This window comes from Bradyrhizobium sp. SZCCT0148 (genome assembly GCF_018129985.1).
GTDB lineage: Bacteria > Pseudomonadota > Alphaproteobacteria > Rhizobiales > Xanthobacteraceae > Bradyrhizobium > Bradyrhizobium japonicum_H.
This window is the reverse complement of sequence record NZ_JAFCKT010000002.1, coordinates 202921-224486: the sequence shown is the minus strand read 5'-3', so window position 1 is coordinate 224486 and position 21566 is coordinate 202921. Positions and strand designations below refer to the sequence as shown.

The following is a 21566-nucleotide window of genomic DNA, read 5'->3' as shown; positions in this document are numbered from 1 at the left end:
CTAACCGGTCCGAACCGGGACCGACCAAACCGAAAATCCACAAGGCGGCGGCCAACGATCAGGCGCTGGACTCCGTCATCGACGCGGACAAGCGCGAGGCGCTGAAGCTTGCGCCCGTTTCGCATGAAACGGAGGCGCGGCTCGACCGCTACATCGCGTTGCTCCGGGAGTGGCAGGCCAAGACCAACCTGGTTGCACCCTCGACCTTGCCGCAACTCTGGACCCGGCACATCGCCGACTCGCTTCAGCTGGTCAAGCTCGCGCCCTCTGCAAAGCGCTGGGCCGACCTCGGCAGCGGCGGCGGCTTTCCCGGCGTCGTTCTTGCCTGCGCCATGGCCGGGACCCCAGGGGCAAGCGTCCATCTCGTCGAGCGGATCGCGAAGAAGGCCGCATTTTTGCGCGAAGCTCTCCGCGTCACCACATCTCCTGGAGTCGTACATCTGGCTGAGATCGGGGATAATGTGGATAGAATCACCGGCCCTGTCGATTGCGTCACCGCGCGTGCGTTGGCTCCGCTACATCAACTCATCGGCTTTGCGGAGCCGCTGATGCGTCAGGGCGCAAAAGCGTTGTTTCTCAAGGGTCAAGATGTAGAGGCTGAATTGACCGAAGCCGCTAAATATTGGAATATTCAGCCGCAGCTCCACAAAAGCCGTACAGGCGACGGGTGGATCGTCGAGCTGATGTCCGTCGAACGGCGCGGGTGAGGCGTCAGGGCTGAGTGGGGAATTTCGATGAGCGTGATTGACGAGCCGCAGCAAGAGAAGACGTCCGAGGTCCCGCACGGCCATCCGCGCATCCTGGCGCTGGCGAATCAGAAGGGCGGTGTGGGAAAAACAACCACAGCGATCAACCTTGGCACGGCACTCGCCGCGATCGGCGAGCGCGTCCTGATCGTCGATCTCGATCCGCAGGGCAACGCCTCGACCGGCCTCGGCATCGACCGCCGCAACCGCTCCTGCTCGACCTATGACGTCCTGATCGGGGAAGCCCCGCTGCGCGAAGCTGTGGTGTCGACGGCGGTACCGCGGCTGCACATCGCACCCTCGACGATGGATCTCTCCGGCCTCGAGCTCGAGCTCGGCACCACGCCCGGCCGCGCCTTCAAGCTGCGCGACGCGATCGGTGCGCTCAACAACAACGTCTCGCCGGATGCCGACTACACCTATGTGCTGATCGACTGCCCGCCCTCGCTCAACCTGCTCACGGTGAATGCGATGGCAGCGTCGGATGCGATACTCGTGCCGCTGCAGTGCGAGTTCTTCGCGCTCGAAGGTCTGTCGCAACTCTTGCAGACGGTGGAGCAGGTGCGCTCGACGCTCAATCCGAACCTGTCGATCCACGGCATCGTGCTGACCATGTTCGACTCGCGCAACAACCTCTCCAACCAGGTCGTTGCCGACGTCCGGCAGTTCATGGGCGAGAAGGTCTACAAGACCATGATCCCGCGCAACGTACGCATCTCGGAGGCGCCGTCCTACGGCAAGCCGGTGCTGGTCTACGATCTCAAGTGCGTCGGCAGCGAAGCCTATTTGCGGCTTGCCACTGAAGTGATCCAGCGCGAGCGCGAGCTGCGCGTCACGCATTGAAGACGCTGTTCTAGCCGTAGGGTGGCTTCGCGAAGCGTAACCCTCTGCTTCCGCAGAAATTGACAATGGTGGGTTCCGCCTTCGGCCAACCCACTCTACGATTCAAACGAGTTCTGGAGTGCTGCAGCGTGAATCCAAGGGAGCTGGCGATGGCCGACGAAGCGCGTTCGCGACTGGGCCGGGGTCTTGCAAGTCTGATCGGTGATGTCGGCGGCGAGGCTCAGCATGTCGATCGGCCGCGCGCGCAGCGCAAGGTGCCGATCGAGTTCATCAAGGCCAATCCGCGCAATCCGCGCCGCACCTTTTCGGACACCGAGCTGAAGGAGCTCAGCGAGTCGATCAGGCAGCACGGCGTGATCCAGCCGATCGTGGTGCGCCCGGTGAAGGGTGCGCAGGACCGCTTCGAGATCATTGCCGGCGAGCGGCGCTGGCGCGCCTCGCAGATGGCCGGCCTGCACGAAGTGCCTATCGTTCCGGTCGACATCAGCGACAGCGATGCGCTGGAATTCGCGATCGTCGAGAACGTGCAGCGCGAAGACCTCAATCCGATGGAAGAGGCGCAGGGCTATCACGCGCTCGCCAACGAGTTCAAACGCAGCCAGGAAGACATTGCAAAAGTCGTCGGCAAGAGCCGCAGCCACGTCGCCAACATGATGCGGCTGACCAAGCTGCCGGCCGAAGTGCAGGCCTTCATTGCGACCGGCGAGCTGACCGCCGGTCACGCTCGCGCGCTGATCGGCGTGCCCGATCCGCTCGCGGCTGCCAAGCGCATCGTCGAGGAGGGCCTCAACGTGCGCCAGGCCGAAGCACTCGCGCATGAAGAGGGCGTGCCGGAGCGCAAGCCGCAAAAGGCGCGCGCCACCGGGGGCAAGGAAAAAGACCCCGACACGATCGATCTCGAGAAGCGCGTCAGTGACGCACTCGGCCTCAAGGTCACCGTCAATCACCGCGACCCCGGCGGCTCGGTCCAGATCAGCTACAGCAACCTCGATCAGCTCGACGAAGTGATGAAGCGCCTGGCGAAGGGCGCGCTGTAGGCTCTCCGCACTCTCCAGGTCATTGCGAGCGCAGCTAATCAATCCAGAATCTTTCTGCGGAGAGACTCTGGATTGCCGTCGCTGCGCTCCTCGCAATGACGTAGGTTGAGTGCAGGCTCAGCCCCGCCGCTTCGCGTTCGCGGCGATCGCCATCATTGTTCGCTGGGCGATGGCGGCGGCCAATGTCGATTGCTTGCGGGTGTCGAGCGCCGCGGTCGCGAGCTGCTCGATGATGGCGGCGAGCCGCGCCACGCTGAAATTGCGCAGTGCCGTTTCGACCGCGGCCTTGCGAGAGAAATGCAGGCGGGGATAGCCGCCGTCGAGCACGGCGGAAGCAGGTTGGCCGTCGGCGATCGCGAGCGCCGATTTGTGCAGCCACGCAGCCTGGCGCTGCGCGGCGGAGATGATGACGCCGGGATAAGTGCCGGCGATCATGGCCTTGGCGAATTCGGTCTCGACGATGTCGGGACGGCCGGCAAAGGCCCCGTCGACGATCGGGTCGAGCTTGAGCTCGGACGCGTCCGCGACCACCGCCATCACGTCGTCCAGCGTGATTTCGCCCTTGCCATGGGCATAAAGGGTCAGCTTGCGCAGCTCGTTGCGCGAGGCCTGGCGGTCGCCGCCGAGGAACGACATCAGCGCCGCGCGGGCATCCTGCGCGATGCGCAAATTTGCGATCCGGAGCTCGTCCTCCATCAACTTGGCAAGGTCGCGCTCGGTGTCAGGATAGCAGCCGATCGCAACGGCTGCCTTGGCGCGCTCGCAGGCCTTGCGCAGCGGCGATTCCGGGCGCAATTCGCCGGCCTCGATCACGATGCGGCAATCCCTCACGTTCATTTCGGCCAAGGTGTCGATGCCGCTGGCAAAGCTGCGCGAGCCGGCGCGAATGCGGATGGCGCGGCGGCCGCCGAACAGCGGCACCGTCATGGCTTCGTCCACGAGGCGCGAGGGCTCGGCGGAGAGCTCGTCGCCGTCGAGCTTGACCAGCGAGAATGGATCGTTGGGATCATCGACGGCAGAGGCGATCAGCGCATCGGCGCGCTCACGCACCAGGCCGGCATCGGGACCATAAAGCAGAATGATCGGACGGCCCCCATCGGGGCGGGCGAGGAAGGCGTCGATCTCTTTTCCACGCAGCGCGACCATCGGGCCTCAAGGACGTCATTGCCTGGCCCGCGATGTCGTCACGTCCGGAAATGACGGAGTGAATTTAGGTGCCTGCGGTGAAGAACGAGGCGAGCCGGGTGGTGATGTTCTCGGCGATCTCGTTGGCGGCACGATCCTCCGCGTCGCGCACGGCGCGAGTGCGGGAGAAGCGCTGATAGGAGCCCGGCATGTCGTAGGACACGCGCGAGAACGTCGTGCCGGTCATCACCGATTTGCCGGTCGCGACCTCGGTCAGATTGTACTGGGCGTCGATGCCGAGGTTTTCGCTGGTCGGCAGTCCCGTCGTTGCGCTCACGATCAGCGACGAACGGGTGGTCGTAAAGCGGATCTCCAGGCGGTGCGTCGGCGGCATTCCCGTTGCGCTGCCGTAGAGCTTGAAAGCGAGAGCATTGCGGACTTCGACGCCGACGCGGGCCTCGCGGGAGGCATTGGGCTTGTTGATCGGGGGCAGCTCCACCCCCATCAGCTTCTCGCGCAAGCCGGGCAGGCCGTCGCCGCGCTCGGCATACATCGGCTGGAAGCAGCCAGCCGTCAGCGCCGCCAAGGCGGCAACCGCCAGCAAGCGGGCTGCGATGCGGATCCTAGCCGACAACATTCACGATCCTCTTGGGGACGATGATCACCTTGCGGACGGGCTTGCCGTCCAGGGCCAGCTTTACCGCATCGAGCGCCAAAACGGCAGCCTCGATTTCCGGATTCTGGGCCGCTGTTGCAACTGTGACATCACCCCGCTTCTTGCCGTTGACCTGGACCACCAGGGTCACGCTGTCTTCGACCAGCAAATCGCGTTCGATTTGCGGCCAATTGGCCTCTGAAACCAGCCCGGTCTGGCCGAGAGCCTGCCAGCACTCCTCGGCGAGGTGCGGCATCATCGGGGAGAACAGCTGGACCAGGATCTGGCTGGCTTCACGGATCGCCCAAGCCAAATCCGGGGGGAGATGGCCCGCAGGCTGGCCGGGTCGCTGCAGGATCTCGGAGAAGCTGTTGGCGAACTCCCGGATATGGGCCAGGCAGACGTTGAAGTGCAGCCGCTCGATCCCGGTGGTGACCTTGTCGAGCGCGCCATGGGCGGCCTTGCGCAGGGCGGTGGCGTCCGGACCGAAGCTGGCGGGCCGGGTCGCCGGCGCGGCGTTGCCGAGTTCGACGGAATCGTTCACCAGCCGCCACAGCCGCTGCACGAAACGCGAGGCGCCCTGGACTCGCTCGTCGCTCCAGATCACGTCGCGGTCGGGCGGGGAGTCCGACAGCATGAACCAGCGGGCGACATCGGCGCCGTAGGTCTCGATGATGTCGTCGGGGTCGACCGTGTTCTTTTTCGACTTCGACATCTTCTCGATCGGGCCGATCTGGATGTCTTCGCCCGTCGTCAGCAGCGTTGCGCGGCGTCCGTTACCGCCCACCTCGACCTTGACCTCGGCCGGCTGCACATAGGTGCCGTCAGCCTTCTGGTAGGTCTCGTGAACCACCATGCCCTGCGTGAACATGCCGGCGAACGGCTCGTCCAGCGCGAGGTGCCCGGTCGCCTTCATCGCGCGGGTGAAGAAGCGGCTGTAGAGCAGATGCAGGATCGCGTGCTCGACGCCGCCGATATACTGGTCGACCGGGAGCATCCGGTTGGCCACCGCGGGCGTCGTCGGCGCGCTCGCGTTCCAGGGATCGGTGAAGCGCGCAAAGTACCAGGACGAGTCCACAAAGGTGTCCATGGTGTCGGTTTCGCGCTGGGCCTTGCCGCCGCATTTGGGGCAAGACACGTGCTTCCAGGTCGGGTGATGGTCGAGTGCGTTGCCCGGCTTGTCGAAGCTCACATCCTCCGGCAGCACCACGGGCAGGTCGGCATCCGGTACCGGCACCACATCGCATTTCGGACAATGGATGACGGGAATCGGACAGCCCCAATAGCGCTGGCGCGAAATGCCCCAGTCGCGCAGCCGGAAATTCACCTGACGCTCGCCGACCGGCGCGTTGCCGCGCAGCTCGCTTTCCAGCCGCCTGGCGACCTCGTCCTTGGCCTGCTCGATCGTCATGCCGTCGAGGAAGCGAGAATTGATCATGCGGCCATCACCGTCATAGGCGGTGTCGGTGATGACGAACGTCTTGGGATCCTGGCCTTCGGGGCAGACCACCGGAATGTTGCCGAGGCCGTATTTGTTGACGAAATCGAGGTCTCGCTGGTCGTGCGCCGGGCAGCCGAAGATCGCACCGGTGCCGTATTCCATCAGCACGAAATTGGCGACATAGACCGGCAGCTTCCAGCTCGGGTCGAACGGATGGACCGCGCGGATACCGGTGTCGAAACCCTGCTTTTCCGCAGTGTCGATGATCGACTGCGCGGTGCCGATCTTCTTGATGTCGGCAATGAATTGGGCAAGCTTCGGGTTCTTCGCGGCGGCTGCCTGCGCCAGCGGATGATCCGCCGAGATCGCCATGAACTTTGCGCCGAACAGCGTGTCCGGGCGCGTCGTGAAGATCTTCAGCTCACTCTCGCCGGCGGGCGTCGTCGCCTGATCCAGCGCGAAGCGGACCAGCAGGCCTTCCGAGCGGCCGATCCAGTTGCGCTGCATCAGCCGCACCTTGTCAGGCCAGCGATCGAGCCCGTCGAGCGCGGACAGCAGCTCCTGCGAGTACTTCGTGATCTTGAAGACCCACTGGCTCATTTCGCGCTGTTCGACGACGGCACCGGAGCGCCAGCCGCGCCCGTCGATCACCTGCTCGTTGGCAAGCACGGTCGTGTCGACCGGATCCCAGTTCAGCTTGCGCTTCTCACGCTCGGCGAGGCCGGCGGCGAGCATGTCCAAAAACATCTTCTGCTGATGTTTGTAGTAGCTGGGGTCGCAGGTCGCGAATTCGCGCGACCAGTCCAGCGACAGCCCGATCGAGCGGAGCTGCTTCTTCATCGCGGCGATGTTGTCGTAGGTCCAGGCCTTCGGCGCGACCTTGCGCTCGATCGCGGCATTCTCGGCCGGCAGGCCGAAGGCGTCCCAGCCCATCGGATGCAGCACGTTGAACCCCTTGGCGCGCATGAAGCGGGCCAGCACGTCACCAAGCGTGTAATTGCGGACATGGCCGATATGGATGCGCCCGGACGGGTAGGGAAACATCTCCAGCACGTAGTATTTCGGCCGCGAATCGTCGTTCTTGGAGACGAAGATCGCCTGTTCGTCCCAGAGGCGTTGCCAGCGCGGTTCGGCGTCGCGGGCGTTATAGCGTTCGGAGGTCATGGAATCGTTGGGGTTTTCGTGGGTTCGGCCGTCTCAAGACGGCGGACTAGGCCATAGAAGTCCTTAAGGGGTCAATGGGTTGCCGCGATCTGGAACTTTGTCCGGCGTCTCCGCATAACTACGAGGGCCCACGTTGGGGTGGGATTAAGGGCTCGATGCCAATTTGCGGCCCAACGAGACCGCATGAGCACGATGGATTCCAGCTTCGACGAACCCGATTATGACTATGCCGCGTCCGTCGCCGGACGGGCGATGCGAAGCATGGCCGAACAGCGGATTGCGCCGACCCCGGCCAATTTTGCTGTCTGGTTCCTGTATTTCGCGGGCGGCCATGACGATCTGCGCAACGCCATTGATCTTTTGATCGACCACAACCGTCCGTTCGACACCAGGACCAATCAGGACCTGTTCAAGACCTATGTCGCACCCCAGGTGAGTGCCGCCGCCGTGGTCGATACGTCCGAGCGGCTGCAGGCGCTGATGGGGACCGCGAAGGAATTTCTGACGACCGCGATCGCCGACAACCATTCGCAGATGCAGGTCATCAGCGAGGTGGCGGACCAAGGCAAGGCCGGCGTCGATCCGAAGGCGCTGGTCGCCCAGCTCATGACCGAGCTGGCGCGGGCCGCCACGCGGGCGACACGGCTGGAAGCGGGCTTTGCGGAAAAGACCCGCGAGCTCGATGTCATCCGCGACTCGCTCTCGAGGTCGGAGGAGCGCGCCCGAACCGACACGCTGACCGGTCTCGCAAACCGGCGGGCGCTCGACGAATTCCTGCGCAAGGCGCAGGCGACTGCGGCGTGGGGCGAACCGCTCAGCATCTTGATGCTCGACATCGACCACTTCAAGGCCTTCAACGACAATTTCGGCCACGGCGTCGGCGACCAGGTGTTGCGCCTGATGGCGAAGGTGCTGCGCGAAAAGGTTCGCGAGCAAGATCTCCCGGCGCGCTATGGCGGCGAGGAGCTGATCGCGGTGCTGCCGGATGCCGATCTCGCCACCTGTGCCGCTCTCGCCGAGCGCATCAGGCACGCGCTTGCGGAGTGCACGATCACGCGCCGCTCGACCGGCGAGGTCCTGCCAAGCATCAGCGTGTCGATCGGCGTGGCGCAATACCGGGCCGGCGAAGCCATCGCCGACCTCATCGAGCGCTGCGACCGCGCCCTCTATCTCGCCAAGAGCAGCGGCCGCAATCGCGTGGTGACCGAGATCGAGCTCGATCGCGCGGGGTCTAAGGGTTAGACTGTTGCGGGGCGTGGCGACGTCGGCCTTGGCTGACGATCAGCCCGCCATCATCATTTCCGAGGCGCCGGTCTCGACCGCCTGTACGCCGTGCTCGACGACCTTGTTGCGGCCGCGGTGTTTTGCGGCATAGAGCGCGGCATCGGCAGCTTCGATGAGGTCGCCCGGACGCAAGGCCTCGTTGGGCTTCGCTGCGGCAACGCCGATCGAGACGGTCACGATCATGTGGGCCGAGGTGATGTGCGGCAGGCACAGCCTCAGCACGGCCGCGCGCACCTGCTCGCCGATCTCGACGGCGCGGTTCACGTCGGTGTTCGGCAGCAGCAGACAGAACTCCTCGCCACCATAGCGCGCCGCGAAACCCATCGTGTCGGCAGCGATGCCGGACAGGGATTCGCCGAGCCGGGTCAGGCAGGAATCGCCTTCGAGATGGCCATAAGTGTCGTTGAACAGCTTGAAGTGGTCGACGTCGATCATCAGCAGCGCGAGGTCACTGCCATATTGCTGCGCGCGCATCCATTCGAAGTCGAGCCGGCTCTGGAAGCCGCGGCGATTGTTGAGCCCCGACAGCATGTCGATCGAGGCCATCACCGTCAGCCGGTCGTTGCTCGCGATCAGCTCGCGTTCACGCTGGCTGAGCTGCGCCGCCATTGCGTTGAACGCGCGGGCCAGCGGCACGAACTCGGCCGGCAGGCGGTTGCGCGCCGCGCGGGCCGACAGATCGCCCTCGCCGAGACGCTTGGCCATGTCGGCGAGCATCTCGATCGGCTTGATGACGAGCTTCTCGGCGGCGATCAGCGCGCCGAGCAGGACGAACACGACGACGAAACCGAGCTGGAGATAGGCGGTACGGATGTCGCGGTTGACCGCCGCGGACACCTTGTCTTCGTCGATGCTGGCGATCAGGCGGGCATTGGTGCCGGAGATGCGGATGTAGCTGACCGCGCGGCGCGAGCCGTCGGCGGCGAGGAAAGACAATGAGCCTTCATCCTGGTCGGAACGGAGCGCCCTGTCGGCAATCGCCGACATCAGCGGCATGTTGTCGAGCGGACGGCCGACCGCACTGTGCTGATCGGCCGGCGCGGCCAGCACGGTGCCTGCGCTGTCGACCAGCACGGCAGTGATGCCGGCGCGGCCGCCGAGATTGTTCATGACCTTCGACATCCAGTCGAGGTTGACCGTGGCGAGCACGACCGCGTCGGATGTGCCGCTGAAAGCAGATACCGGATAGGCCGCCATCACGGTCGGCGTCTGCACCGGCCGCGACAGGATGAAATCGCTCAGCACGAAGCGGCCGCTCGTCTGGGCCTGCTGGAAGTAGGGTCGGTCGCTCAGGTCGAGGCCGACATACATGTTGTTCGTCGCACACTGGATGCGCCCGTCTGCGCCCGCGATCAGGAGCGTGCGGATCCAGGGCAGATTCGACGGCAGGCTCGCGCGCAGCACATCGCAGCTCTTGCTGACGCCGCCGGCGGAGGCGCGAATGAAGGCCTCCGATTTCAGGATGGTCTCGACCGACGAGATTACCTCGCGCTGCGCATCGGCGCTGTGTCTTGCGACGGTGTTGAATTCAGCCGTGGCCTGCGCGATCTGCCGCGTGCGGGTGTCTTCCAGCGAACGGATGCGCTCGAGCATCAAGGGCGCCACCAGAATCACCGCGAGTAGCGCAAGGCGCGCCCGGATTCCGAGAACCTGCTTGAGTTTCGCTCGCCTGCGGTTGAAACTGACGCTTGCCATCTTCGCTACCCCACCCCGTCGGCCAAGGTAAAGCGAAGGGTTCAAAAACTCTTTCTTGAACTCGGTAAAATTGGACTTACCCAGGTTACGACCTTAATCAATCGACTCATGACAGATGAAAACGCCGCGCCGGTAACCGGCCATTCACCAAACGCGCTCGTCGCGGTCGAAGCCGAAATCGCCCGCGCCTGCAAGGATGCGCGACGCGATCGCGCCTCGGTGACGCTGATCGCGGTGTCCAAGACTTTCGACGCGGATGCAATTATCCCGGTTATCGACGCCGGGCAGCGCGTTTTCGGCGAGAATCGGGTGCAGGAGGCCAAAGGCAAGTGGCCCGCGTTAACGTCGGTTTACCCGGGCATCAAGCTGCACCTGATCGGACCGCTGCAGTCCAACAAGGCGAAAGAGGCGGTCGCGCTGTTCGACGCCATCCATTCGGTCGACCGCCCGAGCATTTGCCAGGCGTTAGCCAAGGAAATCGAATCCCAGAACAAGCATCCGCAACTCTTCGTCCAGATCAACACCGGCGAGGAGCCGCAGAAGGCCGGCGTCGCCCCTGGCGAGGCCGACGCCTTCCTCGCCAGCTGCCGCGATACCTATGGGCTGACCATCTCCGGATTGATGTGCATCCCGCCGGTCGAAGAACCGCCGGCGGCGCATTTTGCGCTGACCGCCAAGATCGCCGCGCGCAACGGATTGACCAATCTGTCGATGGGCATGAGCGCGGATTTCGCCAACGCCATCATGCTGGGTGCCACCCACGTTCGCGTGGGGAGTGCGATCTTCGGGCATCGGTAGTTTCTGTCGTCGCTGCGGACGCAGCGGCGGGAGGGCCGGGCCTACGCGAACCCCACCGACACCTTCCCGAGCACGCCAAAGTCCGCCGCGAAATGATCGCCGGGCTGGATCGGCAGCGGTGGATGGCACGTGCCTGTGGTCACCACCTGCCCTGCCCGCAAGGTAAGTCCGAGACCGCGCAGCTCGTTGGCAAGCCAGGCGAGCGCGGCGCGGGGATCGCCGAGCACGTTCCTGCCGTGGCCGACGTAGCGCTCGCCGCGCAGCGTGATCTGTGGCCGTTCCTCGACGAGATCCATCGCACGCCAGTTCGCAGTCGTCGCCGCGCCCAGCACGAACAGATGCGCGCAGGCGTTGTCGGCGATCAGCTGCGCCTCGCCAGCTCTGGTGAAATCGGCAAAGCGCGAATCGGGAATCTCGATTGCAGGATGGAAGGTATCGACCGCGGCGAGCACCTCCTCCACAGTGTAGGACGTTGCGCGCGGCGGCAGATCGCGTCCCATGCGAAAGGCGAACTCCGGTTCGCCGACGCGCATTTCATTGCCCTTCATCGACGCGGTGCCGCCATCGGCGATCACGGTGTCGCTCATGATGCGACCGGCCAGCGGTCCCGTGACATTGATGTGCTTCTGTCCCGATACGCTCGTGGCCGCGATCTTCCAGCCGAACAATGTCCCGCGCGACAATGTTTCGAGCGCCGCCTGAACGGCGTAGCCCTCAGTGCGGCTCTGCGGCCGCAACCCCGGCTCGAGCGCGTCAAGCTTGGTGCCGTCGCGCCAATGTTGAACGAGCACGCGCGCGGCGGCCGCGATCTGATCACCGTCCAGCATGTGCCCTTACCCGATGATGATTCTTGTTCTTGGTCCCAATCGTCGCAGCAATTGCAGCATCGCAGATTTCGCCATCGAGACGCAGCCCGCGGTCGGGCCGAAATTGTCGCGGGCCAGGTGCAGAAATACCGCGCTGCCGCGGCCGGCGATGCGCGGCCTGGTATTGTGGTCGATTTCGACAATGAAGTCATAGAGATGGTCGGCCCGCTTGACCCGGTCGCCGCCCTGCCCCGCGCCGAGCCGGATTTCCCTGTTGTAATGCCGGTCTTTGGGGTCCTCGCACCATGCGTCCTCGCCGGTGATGATCCGGGCCGGGAGGAAGGTCTGGGGCCGGCTATGCCGGTCGCCCCGCCACCACAGGCGTCTGGGACGGAAGCTGCCCCTCGGGGTGCCGCCGTCACCCTCGCGCTTGTTGGCGAGAATGCCGCCCCGGCCCAGTGCCACCGGAATGGTCAGCGTCCCCGCCGACAGCCAGCCCCGGCGCGGATTCCCGGCCGCAGGCTTAACGCGGATCGCGGACAGCGGTCCGGCCCTTCGATTGGCGGTGTAACTAGCTGAAGCTGCTTTATTTTTCATATCAACGTGCAATGTCGAATTCATTACAGGACATTCATCGGACCGGCCTGCTATTCTGAGTTAGAGTGCTTCCGGCTTGTGAATCGGTAACAGCCCACTACTTCAACACGAATAACAATAATAACGGCGACCTAAACTTCCCCTCCCGATTGGGTGCAGCATGCATGCGCGCCGAGTCGGACTCTAAAAGGATGACCCCCTATGGCCAATGCCCGCAAGATCCTCATCGTGGATGACGATACCGATCTGCGCGATACGTTGGTGGAGCAATTATCGCTGCACGAAGAATTCGAAGCCTCCGCCGTCGATACTGGCGCCAAGGGCGCCAGCGCCGCAAAGGCCAATTCCCCCGATCTGGTCCTGATGGATGTCGGCCTGCCCGACACCGACGGCCGCGAGGTGGTCCGCTCCCTGCGCAAAGGCGGCTTCAAGGCCCCGATCATCATGCTGACCGGGCACGACACTGATTCCGACACGATTTTGGGGCTCGAATCCGGCGCCAACGACTATGTGGCAAAGCCCTTCCGTTTCGCCGTCCTGCTGGCCCGCATCCGCGCCCAGCTGCGCCAGCACGAGGCCAGCGAGGACGCGGTGTTCTCGGTCGGCCCCTACTCCTTCCGGCCCGGCTCCAAGATGCTCACCGCCGCCAATGCGCGCAAGGTGCGGCTCACGGAGAAGGAGACTGCGATCCTCCGCTTCCTCTACCGCGCCGGCCAGATGCCGGTCTCGCGCGAGACCCTTCTCCAGGAGGTCTGGGGCTATAATTCCGGCGTCACCACCCACACGCTGGAAACCCACATCTACCGTCTTCGCCAAAAGATCGAGAAGGACGCCGCCAATCCGGAAATCCTGGTCACGGAAGCCGGTGGCTACAAGCTGGTGCCGTGATACGCTCGAAGGGCGTGCGAATCGTTTTAGATCGCATGCCCTTGAGCCTCGGATCTGAATGTCAATCGACGACGACGTAGCGCTTCTCGAGCGAGTCCCGACACTGCGCCTGTTGGGAGACGCCTCGTTGCGCATGCTGGCGATCGGCTCCGAGCAGCGCAACTTCGTCCGCGGCGACACCCTGTTCAATCTCGGCGATGACGCCGATGCCGGCTTCGTGGTCCAGCGCGGCGCCTTCCGGGTCGATGACGGCGCCGGCGCCGAGATGATCGCGGGTCCCGGCGCGCTGATCGGCGAGCTCGCGCTGGTGGTGCCGATGAAGCGGCCCTCGAGCGCGATCGCGCTGGAGCATTCCTCCGTCATCCGTGTCGCGCGCAGCCTGTTCCAACGCGTGCTCGAAAGCGATCCGGCGGCTGCGATCCGGCTGCGCGATGAATTCGCGGTCCGCTCCAGCCAGATTGCCAGCGACATCCTGATGGCGGGCGCGAAGCTGACGTCGTAGCCAGCTCCTTCCGTCCGTCATTCCGGGTTCGCGCTACGCCTGCGCCGGAAATGACGACGGAGACTAAACCTCCAGCGTCACCGTGACAGGCACGTGGTCCGACGGCCGCTCCCAGCTCCGCGCGTCGCGCAGGATCCTGAAATCGCTGACCGCGTCTTTCAACGCGCGCGAGACCCAGATGTGGTCGAGCCTGCGGCCGCGATCGCCGACGGTCCAGTCGGCGGAGCGGTAGCTCCACCACGTGTAGACTTTCTCCGACATCGGAATCCGGTCGCGTGCGACGTCGACCCATTCGCCGGCTTCGAGCGCCGCCTTCAACTTCTCGGTTTCGACCGGCGTGTGCGAGACCACCTTCAGAAGCTGCTTGTGCGACCACACGTCGTTCTCGTGCGGGGCGACGTTGAGATCACCGACCAGGATGTGGCGGTCCTCGCCGCGCGGATGCAGCGGCTCGCACGCCTTCATTTCGTCGAGGAAACGGAGCTTGTGATCGAACTTCTCGTTCAGCGCGGGATCGGGAATGTCGCCGCCCGCGGGGACATAGAAATTATGCACCACCAGCGGCTTTGCAATATTGGCCTTCTCGCCGAACGAGACCGAGATGTGACGCGAATCCACCTTGTCGCAGAAGGTGCGCATATCGGTCGATTCGAACGGAATCTTCGAGACGATGGCGACGCCGTGATAGCCCTTCTGCCCGTTCAGCGCGACGTGCTCGTAGCCGAGCCGCTTGAAGCGCTTCAGCGGAAACGCATCGTCGATGCACTTGGTCTCCTGCAGGCACAGCACGTCCGGCCGCGCGCTCTTGAGAAACTTCGCGACCAGATCGATGCGCAGCCGCACCGAATTGATGTTCCAGGTTGTCAGGGAAAAACGCATGAGGGATGCGTCTTAGCAAGCTCCTATAGGGGGGCAAAGGCGCAAAGCGCCGTGCCCACCGCCTTTTAGCTATCAATGTAGGGACGAATTCTCTCGAGCCTCCGCACGCCGCGCGGCACGAAGGGACGCGCTGCAGAGCTGGGGCCCATCTCGCGGCCCTCTGTGTCACGGCTCAGCGCCGCGGGCGGGACACGAGCCCTTAGCCCGGCGCCGGGCCGTAATTGGTGAAATCGATCTTGAACATGCCCGGATCGAGCTTCTTGCTCGAGTCCAGATTGTAGACGGCGATCGTGGTGTCGTAGCCCTGCGGATCGGTGACGGTCCACTGCTTCAACTGGCCGTCCTTGGCGCCGAACATCAGCAGCAGCCGGCTGGTGCCGACCAGTGCCTGCTTCTCCTCGATGGTGACGCTGATGAAAACGTCGTCGGCCGAGACGTTGACGACGTTGGTGTCCTTCATGAGGTCGATGCGATCCGACAGCAGGAAGCGCAGCGGCGTCTGCGACAGCGGATAGACGTCCTGGGTCGCGAGCTTGCGGTCGCGCACCACCAGTGAAGATCCATCGGCGACGATGTCGATCGGGCTCGGCGCGTTGTATTCGAACCGCACCTTGCCCGGTTTCTGGATGTAGAAATCGCCTTGCGTCTTGCTGCCGTCGGGACCGACCTGGACGAAATTCCCGACCAGCGTCGACAGCGACGACAGGTAGGCACTGACCTTGGCCGCCTGCGCCTTCTGGTTGGCATCGAAGGTCTGGAAGATGCTGCTCGGCACGTTGCGGCGCGGATCCGGAATGACCGGATTCGGCGGTGTCTGGGTCGCCCCTGTGACGGCCGGGCCGCCGGAGGCTCCACCATCGCGGCCCTTCGGCGCGGGTTTCGGCACCGGCACGTTCTGCGCGAATGACGATGCGGTCACCATCGCGGCGGTGACGAGAAGCACGCCGGCCACGCGCGCGCTTCGCGCAGCGATGGTGGCGGCGAATCGAATGTTCAAATGTCTGATCAACGCGTCGTCCTAACGTGGCTGGGCGTCTTTTAGCGTGATTTCGGGCAAAAGCAGATAACGATTTCGCGTGAAATGATGTCTCGAGGCTCCCGCCTCACATATGGCTGTCTTCTTCCTCGACCAAAATCTCGCGCTTGCCCGCATGGTTGGCAGGTCCGACGATACCTTCCAGTTCCATGCGCTCCATCAGCGATGCGGCGCGGTTATAGCCGATCTGCAGGCGGCGCTGGATGTAGCTGGTCGAGGCCTTGCGGTCGCGTTTGACGATCGCGACGGCCTGCTGGAACAAATCGCCGCCGCCATCCGCGCCCATGCCGCTGGCATCGAACACGGCGCCGCCGTCCTCGTCTTCGGCCGGCTCCTCGGCGGTAACGGCTTCGAGATACTCGGGCTGGCCCTGCGTCTTGAGGTGGCGCACCACCTTCTCGACTTCATCGTCGGAGGCGAAGGGTCCGTGCACGCGGCTGATGCGGCCGCCACCGGCCATGTAGAGCATGTCGCCCTGGCCGAGCAGCTGCTCCGCGCCCATCTCGCCCAGAATGGTCCGGCTATCGATCTTGGACGTGACCTGGAAGGCGATGCGGGTGGGGAAGTTCGCCTTGATGGTGCCGGTGATGACGTCGACCGACGGACGCTGCGTGGCGAGGATGACGTGCAGGCCGGCCGCGCGGGCCATCTGCGCGAGACGCTGGACAGCGCCTTCGATGTCCTTGCCGGCAACCATCATCAGGTCGGCCATTTCGTCGACGATGATGACGATGTAGGGCAGCGGATCGAGCGAGAGCTTCTCTTCCTCGTAGATTGCCTTGCCGGTTTCCTTGTCGAAGCCGGTATGCACCGTGCGCGTCGGCTCTTCGCCCTTGGCTTTGAGTTCGAGCAGGCGGGTGTTGTAGCCGTCGATGTTGCGCACACCGAGCTTGGCCATGTTCTTGTAACGCTCCTCCATCTCGCGCACGGCCCATTTCAGCGCGACCACCGCCTTCTTCGGGTCGGTCACGACGGGCGTGAGCAGATGGGGAATGCCGTCATAGACGGAGAGTTCGAGCATCTTGGGATCGACCATGATCAGGCGGCACTGGTCCGGGCGCAGCCGGTAGACCAGGCTGAGGATCATGGTGTTGATGGCGACCGATTTGCCGGAGCCGGTGGTGCCGGCGATCAGCATGTGCGGCGTGCGCGCGAGGTCGATGATGACGGGGTCGCCGCCGATCGTCTTGCCGAGGCAGAGCGGCAGCTTTGCCACCGTGTCGACGGTTTCCTTGGCGATCAGCAACTCGCGCAGATAGACCTTTTCGCGATGTGCGTTCGGCAACTCGATGCCGATGGCGTTGCGGCCGGGCACGACGGCGACGCGCGCCGACAGCGCGCTCATCGAACGGGCGATGTCGTCGGCAAGTCCGATCACGCGCGACGATTTGATGCCGGGCGCGGGCTCGAGCTCGTACAGCGTGACGACGGGGCCCGGATTGGCTTTGACGATCTCGCCGCGCACGCCGAAATCCTGCAGCACGCCTTCGAGCGAACGCGAATTGGCTTCGAGCTCGGTCTTGCTGAGCGGCTGGCGATCGCCGGCCTTGGGCGCGGCCAGCACAGAGACGGATGGAAGCTCGAACTTGTCGGAGGACTTCTTGGCGGGGGTCTTCGGCGCGGCCTTCTTGCGCGGGGCGCGGGCGGCGGGCTGCTCTTCTTCCTCCTCCTCGTCGTCCTCTTCTTCGTGCTGGTTCTCGTAATCCTCGTCCTCGGACTGCGGCGAGATCGACGGTGCGGCGCGGCCGCCGCCGAGATTCGGCTCCTGGCGGCTGAACGCGGCGCCCTTGGTCTTCGGGCCGCTCGAGACCAGCGAGCGGTAGGCGGCACCGCACAGCCAGATCAGCCGCGCCTTCGTGCTCATCAGCGCGTGGAACAGCCAGCCCAGCGACACCGAGCCGCGATCGTTCTCCTCGTCCTCGTCGAGCGGCTTGTCGTCGTCCTCGATCTCCGAAAGCTCGTCGTCGTGCTCGCGTGCGCCAAGACCGCATGCGATCAGGAAGGTCGCGGCCATCGCGGCGAACAGGATCGTTCCCAGCACGATGCGATAGATCGTACCGGCCGGCCCGAAAATCACTGCGGGCGCGCGCACGAGCGCATCGCCGACCACGCCGCCGAGGCCGGTCGGCAGCGGCCACGCGCCGCCATGCGGCCAGCAACTGACGAAGCCTGCCGCGATCACCGTGCAGAGAATCCAGCAGCCGAGCCGCAGCGCCTCGCGGTCGAACGGCCGGTGGGTCATCATGCGCCAGCCCCAGACCGCGACGGTCAGGACCAGCATGATGGCGCCGAGCCCGAGGATCTGCATGGCAAGGTCGGCGCCGATCGCACCGGCATAACCGAGGATGTTGCGGATCGGCCTTGAGGTTGCGTGGCTCAGGCTGGGGTCTTGCACCGACCAAGTCATCAGCGCTGCCGAGGCGACGCCGGATAACGCGATCAGGCCGAAGCCGGAGAGCTCGCGCACGCGCCGCGCCAGCCCCTCGCGGATCGAGGGCGGCAGATGGCCGACCAGTGGAATGACACGTTCGATTGCCGACATGCTCATGGGCCCCGCCTAACCCAGAGTCTCGACCAACCGGTGCAGCGCCTGCGCCGTGGTCTCGCCATCCTGCACCAGCGCCAGGCGAATGTAGCCTGCGCCGGGATTGAAGCCATCGGGCTGTTGCCGCGCCAGAAAACTGCCGGGCACCACGCGCACGCCTGCTTCCTTGAACAATTTCAGACACACCGACACGTCGTCGCCGATCTCGGACGTGTTGAGCCAGACGCAGAAGCCGGCGTCGGGCCGGCGGTAGCCGTAACGGTTGCCGATGATCTGGTCGGCGAGATCGAACTTGATCCGGTAGAGCCTGCGGTTCTCCTCGACATGCGCTTCGTCGCCGTAAGCAAAGGTCGCGACGTGCTGCAGCGGCACCGGCACCTGCGGCGCGGCGATGTTGCGCAGCTCCAGGAACATGCCGATGAACGTCTTGTCGCCGGCGGCAAAGCCGACGCGCAGGCCCGGAAGGTTCGAGCGCTTCGACAGCGACTGGAATGCGGCCACGCGGGTGAAATCGGGGCCGGCGCATTCCAGCGCGCTGCCGGGCGCTTCGCGGGTATAGATCTCCGAATAGCACTCGTCGCTGAGGATCATGAAGCCGTAGCGGTCGGCGAGGCCCTTCAGGCGCTTGAAGTAGTCGCGCGAGGCGACCGAGCCCTGCGGATTGGCCGGCGAGGCCAGATAGAACGCCACCGTGCGGGCCAGCGTCGCCTCGTCGATGGCGTCGAGATCGGGCAGGAAGCCGTTGTCGACCGTGGTCGGCAGATAGACCGGTTCGCAGGCCGCGGCGCCGGCACCTGCGCCATAGACCGGGTAGAATGGATTCGGCATCAGGATGGCCGGCTTGCCCGGACGCGGGCCGACATAACGCGCGGCCGCAATCGCGGCGAGAAACAGCCCTTCCCGGCTGCCATTGAGGACGAGAATTTCGCTCCTGGGGTCGAGCGCTCGCGGCAACCTGAAGCGGGACGACAGCCAGGCGCTCGCGGCCTGGCGGAAGGGCTCGGTGCCCTGGTTCATCGGGTAGCGGCCGAAATCGGCGATGTGCTTGGCCAGCACCGGGCCGACGAAATCGGGCACGGGATGCTGGGGCTCGCCGACCGCGAGCGAAATCAGGGGCTTGCCGGGTTGATGCGGCGCCAGCAGCTCGTTCAGCCGGACGAAGGGCGAGCGTTCGTTGTTGGAGCTTCCACTGGCCTGTGGCGCAAGGTTTGAAGCGGTCATGACCATTCTGGGCGCCAGCACTCGTGGAACAGCCGGTCGCGCGAAGGCCCCGGCGGGAAGCGGTTCAGTTCACCATAGATAGGGCGAGGTTAAGACGCGATTAACCATCGGCTGCCGCCTCCGTCCAGAGCAGGAATAATGGGGACGGATGCCAACAGGATGCATGGGTGGTCTTCACCTTCCCGCCGGCATTGCGGGAGCGAAGCGCGCCTTCCCCTGGCTCGATTTGATTTCAACGCCCCGGCAGTTTCTCGAACGTCGCCATCCCCGCCGGGATCGCATGAAATTCCTGCATGTCGCAGGTGTAGATCGCCATCTGCGGCTTGAACAATTCCGGCTCGTCCAGCGTGCCGACCTTGAGGACCGCTGCGGGCAGGCCCGGAACCTTGGTCACCAGATGCGTGCCGCATTCGGCGCAGAATTCGCGCGTGACCGCGCGTTCGAGGTCCTTGCGCGTGAACTGCTTGGGCTGTCCGAGGATGTAGCTGAAGCCGGCTGCCGGCATCGCGATGAAGGTGTTGGGCGCGCCGCCCGAGATGTACTGGCACTCGCGGCAATGACACTGCGCCTGCATCATCGGGTCACCTTCGGCGACGTAGCGCACTTCGCCGCAATAGCATCCGCCTTCCAAACGCATGACGACCTCCCGATAGTTGCTTCTTGTGGTCGATATTTCTGCGCTGCCGGTACGGAATGGCAATCCTTTTCTTCGCCGCGAGCTCAAAAACAACCCTGCCAAAAAGAAAGGGGCTCCAACTTGCGCTGGAGCCCCTCAACGGTCAGGGCATTGCCGGGTATGTGCCCGAACCGTAGTTGTGGACATGGTCTCCGAGGAGACCATGCCCGGGAGGAGACTTACATGTTGTAGGCGCGCTCGGTGTGCTCGGTGATGTCGAGACCTTCACGCTCGCTCTCGACATTGGTGCGCAGACCAACGATCACGTCGACGACCTTGTAGAGGATCGCCGAACCGATGCCCGACCACACCAGCGTGGTGCCGACGCCCCAGATCTGGGACATCATCTGCGCTGCGAAGTCGTAGTCCGCGACCTTCGGCGGGATCGCGGTATAGTCGATGACGCCGGCGCCGCCGAGGGCGGGGTTGACGAGAATGCCGGTGCCGAGGGCACCGACGATGCCGCCGACGCAGTGCACGCCGAACACGTCGAGACTGTCATCGTAGCCCAGCGCGTTCTTCACGACGGTGCAGAAGAACAGGCAGACCACGCCGACGATCAGGCCGAGGACGATCGCGCCCATCACGCCGGAGAAGCCGGCGGCAGGGGTGACGGCCACGAGGCCCGCGACAGCGCCGGAGATGACGCCGAGCACCGACGGATGGCCCTTGATGATCCACTCCGCGAACATCCACGACAGCGCGGCGGCTGCGGTGGCGACGAAGGAGTTGGTCATGGCGAGCGCAGCGCCGCCATTGGCTTCCAGGTTGGAGCCGGCGTTGAAGCCGAACCAGCCGACCCAGAGCAGCGAGGCGCCGATCATCGACATGGTCAGCGAGTGCGGAGCCATCAGCTCCTTGCCGTAACCGACGCGCTTGCCGATCAGGAGAGCGCCGATGAGGCCTGCGATGCCGGCGTTGATGTGCACCACGGTGCCGCCAGCGAAGTCGATCGCACCCTTCTTGAAGATCCAGCCGGCGTCGGCGTTGAGCTCGTCGAGCTTGGCCTGGGCCGCGGTCTTCGCCGCAGCGTCAGTGGCAGCAGCGAGCGCCTTGGCCGCATCCTGGAGGAGGTCCGGACCCTGCCAGTACCAGACCATGTGCGCGATCGGGAAGTAGATCAGCGTGACCCAGAGCGGGATGAACAGAGCGATCGCCGAGAACTTCATGCGCTCGGCGAAGGCGCCGACGATGAGGGCGGGCGTGATCGCCGCGAAGGTCATCTGGAAGCACATGTAGATGAGCTCCGAGATGTTGGCGTCGACCGAGAAGGTCGCGGCCTTCGAGTCGGTGGTAACGCCCATCATGAAGGCCTTTGAGAAGCCGCCGATGAAGTCGGAACCGCCGGTGAAGGTGAGGCTGTAGCCGTACACGGCCCAGATCACGGTGACGACGCAGACGGTGTAGAACACCTGCATCAGGACGGAGAGCATGTTCTTGGAACGAACGAGACCGCCGTAGAACAGCGCGAGGCCGGGGATCGTCATCAACAGCACCAGCACTGTCGATGTCAGCATCCAGGCGTTGTCTCCCTTGTTGACCGTTGGCTCGGCGTAGGCTGCGGTCGCAGCGAACAGGCCGACTGCGAGAGCCGCCAATCCCGCGCCATAGGGACGCTTGAACGTCAT

Annotated in this window: 19 protein-coding genes; 7 read left to right on the top strand and 12 right to left on the bottom strand. The window is 64.5% G+C overall.

What is annotated here, in order from left to right; genetic code table 11:
* Positions 1-35: 35 nt before the first annotated feature.
* From rsmG to JQ580_RS09485, 3 genes are all read left to right on the top strand, one after another.
* Positions 36-707 carry a 16S rRNA (guanine(527)-N(7))-methyltransferase RsmG gene (gene rsmG / locus JQ580_RS09495; protein ID WP_409363199.1) on the top strand — a complete coding sequence of 224 codons (672 nt, stop codon included), beginning with the start codon at positions 36-38 and terminating at the stop codon, positions 705-707.
* A gap of 27 nt (positions 708-734) precedes the next feature.
* Positions 735-1589 carry a ParA family protein gene (locus JQ580_RS09490; RefSeq protein ID WP_140481789.1) on the top strand — a complete coding sequence of 285 codons (855 nt, stop codon included), beginning with the start codon at positions 735-737 and terminating at the stop codon, positions 1587-1589.
* Between the two features lie 149 nt (positions 1590-1738).
* Positions 1739-2626, top strand: a complete 888-nt coding sequence (locus JQ580_RS09485) for a ParB/RepB/Spo0J family partition protein (RefSeq protein ID WP_162308832.1) — start codon at positions 1739-1741, stop codon at positions 2624-2626.
* Between the two features lie 117 nt (positions 2627-2743).
* On the opposite strand, the gene holA is transcribed toward JQ580_RS09485, so the two are convergent.
* The 3 genes from holA to leuS form a co-directional block, all read right to left on the bottom strand.
* Complete coding sequence (gene holA / locus JQ580_RS09480) at positions 2744-3772, bottom strand: DNA polymerase III subunit delta (RefSeq protein WP_212279610.1); 1029 nt, start codon at positions 3770-3772, stop codon at positions 2744-2746.
* 64 nt (positions 3773-3836) lie between these two features.
* On the bottom strand, positions 3837-4388 hold the full coding sequence (gene lptE / locus JQ580_RS09475; protein WP_212279607.1) for an LPS assembly lipoprotein LptE: 552 nt from the start codon (positions 4386-4388) through the stop codon (positions 3837-3839).
* Positions 4375-7011, bottom strand: coding sequence for a leucine--tRNA ligase (gene leuS / locus JQ580_RS09470; RefSeq protein WP_212279605.1), 2637 nt, complete (start codon positions 7009-7011; stop codon positions 4375-4377). The genes lptE and leuS overlap by 14 nt, the downstream gene beginning before the upstream one ends.
* Before the next feature lie 192 nt (positions 7012-7203).
* Here leuS and JQ580_RS09465 point away from each other — a divergent pair, with 192 nt between their 5' ends.
* Positions 7204-8253, top strand: coding sequence for a GGDEF domain-containing protein (locus JQ580_RS09465; protein ID WP_212280221.1), 1050 nt, complete (start codon positions 7204-7206; stop codon positions 8251-8253).
* A gap of 39 nt (positions 8254-8292) precedes the next feature.
* Here JQ580_RS09465 and JQ580_RS09460 read toward each other — a convergent pair whose 3' ends face one another.
* On the bottom strand, positions 8293-9990 hold the full coding sequence (locus tag JQ580_RS09460) for a diguanylate cyclase domain-containing protein (RefSeq protein ID WP_212279604.1): 1698 nt from the start codon (positions 9988-9990) through the stop codon (positions 8293-8295).
* A 108-nt stretch (positions 9991-10098) separates the two neighbouring features.
* Here JQ580_RS09460 and JQ580_RS09455 point away from each other — a divergent pair, with 108 nt between their 5' ends.
* Positions 10099-10788 carry a YggS family pyridoxal phosphate-dependent enzyme gene (locus JQ580_RS09455; protein ID WP_212279602.1) on the top strand — a complete coding sequence of 230 codons (690 nt, stop codon included), beginning with the start codon at positions 10099-10101 and terminating at the stop codon, positions 10786-10788.
* Between the two features lie 41 nt (positions 10789-10829).
* Here JQ580_RS09455 and JQ580_RS09450 read toward each other — a convergent pair whose 3' ends face one another.
* Together JQ580_RS09450 and JQ580_RS09445 are read right to left on the bottom strand one after the other, a co-directional pair.
* Complete coding sequence (locus JQ580_RS09450) at positions 10830-11615, bottom strand: 2-keto-4-pentenoate hydratase (RefSeq protein ID WP_212279600.1); 786 nt, start codon at positions 11613-11615, stop codon at positions 10830-10832.
* Between the two features lie 6 nt (positions 11616-11621).
* Positions 11622-12191, bottom strand: coding sequence for a L,D-transpeptidase family protein (locus tag JQ580_RS09445; protein ID WP_212280220.1), 570 nt, complete (start codon positions 12189-12191; stop codon positions 11622-11624).
* 201 nt (positions 12192-12392) lie between these two features.
* Here JQ580_RS09445 and JQ580_RS09440 point away from each other — a divergent pair, with 201 nt between their 5' ends.
* Together JQ580_RS09440 and JQ580_RS09435 are read left to right on the top strand one after the other, a co-directional pair.
* A complete protein-coding gene (locus JQ580_RS09440; RefSeq protein ID WP_008142830.1) occupies positions 12393-13079 on the top strand; it encodes a response regulator transcription factor in 687 nt (228 codons plus the stop codon).
* 58 nt (positions 13080-13137) lie between these two features.
* Entirely contained in the window at positions 13138-13581 is a 444-nt protein-coding gene (locus JQ580_RS09435; RefSeq protein ID WP_212279598.1) for a cyclic nucleotide-binding domain-containing protein, read from the top strand.
* 63 nt (positions 13582-13644) lie between these two features.
* Here the strand turns inward: JQ580_RS09435 and xth are convergent, their stop codons facing one another.
* The 6 genes from xth to JQ580_RS09405 form a co-directional block, all read right to left on the bottom strand.
* Positions 13645-14460: an exodeoxyribonuclease III gene (gene xth / locus JQ580_RS09430; RefSeq protein WP_212279596.1), complete on the bottom strand. Its 816-nt coding sequence runs from the start codon at positions 14458-14460 to the stop codon at positions 13645-13647.
* Positions 14461-14659: 199 nt separating this feature from the next.
* Positions 14660-15412, bottom strand: a complete 753-nt coding sequence (locus tag JQ580_RS09425) for an outer membrane lipoprotein carrier protein LolA (protein WP_212280219.1) — start codon at positions 15410-15412, stop codon at positions 14660-14662.
* Positions 15413-15563: 151 nt separating this feature from the next.
* Entirely contained in the window at positions 15564-18044 is a 2481-nt protein-coding gene (locus JQ580_RS09420; protein WP_212279594.1) for a DNA translocase FtsK, read from the bottom strand.
* Positions 18045-18053: 9 nt separating this feature from the next.
* Positions 18054-19268 (bottom strand): aminotransferase class I/II-fold pyridoxal phosphate-dependent enzyme, encoded by a 1215-nt coding sequence (locus JQ580_RS09415; RefSeq protein ID WP_212279592.1) that lies wholly within the window; start codon positions 19266-19268, stop codon positions 18054-18056.
* Between the two features lie 226 nt (positions 19269-19494).
* Entirely contained in the window at positions 19495-19899 is a 405-nt protein-coding gene (locus tag JQ580_RS09410) for a GFA family protein (RefSeq protein ID WP_212279590.1), read from the bottom strand.
* A 218-nt stretch (positions 19900-20117) separates the two neighbouring features.
* Entirely contained in the window at positions 20118-21566 is a 1449-nt protein-coding gene (locus tag JQ580_RS09405; RefSeq protein WP_212279588.1) for an ammonium transporter, read from the bottom strand.